Origin of the sequence: Endozoicomonas sp. ONNA2 (genome assembly GCF_024606365.1) — a bacterium.
Classification (GTDB): domain Bacteria; phylum Pseudomonadota; class Gammaproteobacteria; order Pseudomonadales; family Endozoicomonadaceae; genus Endozoicomonas.
Genome location: NZ_JAHHPO010000545.1, coordinates 1 through 1,008, shown reverse-complemented (window position 1 = coordinate 1,008; position 1,008 = coordinate 1). Strand labels below are relative to the sequence as shown.

Below are 1,008 nucleotides of genomic sequence, written 5' to 3'. Positions count from 1 at the left end.
CTGGAACTGAACCGGCAATTGGGGGCAGAGGTGTTTCAATTTGATTTTGATCTGCCGTTTTTTGAGGTTGCGGCAGCTTGAAAAATGGTTTGTTTCCCATGGGGACATGGGAAACGGATTATTAATGAGATAACTGGTTTAAAGCAGCTTTAGAAAGAAAATCACTTCTATCCTTATATTGGTTCCCATGCCTGACAATCTGATCTATATGGGAGATCAAAAGATCCGACATACTGATATTTATTCGCTTTTGGGTGCCAATTACCCCATCAATATCAATATCAATAAAAGCCCATTCCTTAAAATCCATATACTCAGGATCTTTGCTGAAATCCTGTTGGTTAGCCTTGGCAATGGCGACAATATCCAAATCCCCAGAGGTTGCCATTTCTTCCATCATGGAAAAAGCGGCTTCTCTGGCCATGGGAACGATTTCATCAAAGGTATCCGCAGCAGAAACTGTAGTGTATTGATCATTACATAAGGCAGGAATGATAATACTGTAGGCGGTTTCATTATCTTCCGGCATTTCAATACCAACTTTGAATAACATAAAAACTCCTTTCCATGATCAGGTTGGGCAGATTATTCTGCCCAGTTCAGGATTTTCTTTAGCAGCCCTGTTCCAATTTTTTTCTTTGGATGGGGGATCTGCATTTTCTGACCCTGTTTATTTATCCATATTTCATGGGAACCTTTACCTTGTCTGTGGAACTTACAGCCCTTGGCTTCGACCAGCTTTCTCAACTCTCTTGAGTTCATGGTAACTCCGGCTTAACCATGGGTTTAATTATACACACGTATACACACAAGGCAAGGTTTTAGATTAAAATTCAACCGGATTTCCAGTTTTATGTTTTCAAGCAAAATGGCGGATTGAATCTTTTATCCATTCCCGGGGAATTGTATAAAAAAGTTCTGGTTCCCACAGTATTTGTGGGAGCTAATGACAGCAGATAAAAAAACAGACTATTATCAGATTATAAACAGATATAAGGAGCTGGTAAT

General features: G+C 39.6%; 2 protein-coding genes. Both read right to left on the bottom strand.

Annotation, left to right across the window (positions count from 1 at the left end):
* Window positions 1-121: 121 nt before the first annotated feature.
* On the bottom strand, window positions 122-553 hold the full coding sequence (locus tag KDK14_RS09565) for a type II toxin-antitoxin system HicB family antitoxin (protein WP_257264874.1): 432 nt from the start codon (window positions 551-553) through the stop codon (window positions 122-124).
* A gap of 32 nt (window positions 554-585) precedes the next feature.
* A complete protein-coding gene (locus KDK14_RS09560) occupies window positions 586-762 on the bottom strand; it encodes a type II toxin-antitoxin system HicA family toxin (protein ID WP_257264873.1) in 177 nt (58 codons plus the stop codon).
* Window positions 763-1,008: the final 246 nt, after the last annotated feature.

Coding starts and splice junctions, on each gene's coding strand:
- KDK14_RS09560 (WP_257264873.1), bottom strand. CDS start 762: ATGAACTCAAGAGAGTTGAGAAAGCTGGTCGAAGCCAAGGGCTGTAAG.
- KDK14_RS09565 (WP_257264874.1), bottom strand. CDS start 553: ATGTTATTCAAAGTTGGTATTGAAATGCCGGAAGATAATGAAACCGCC.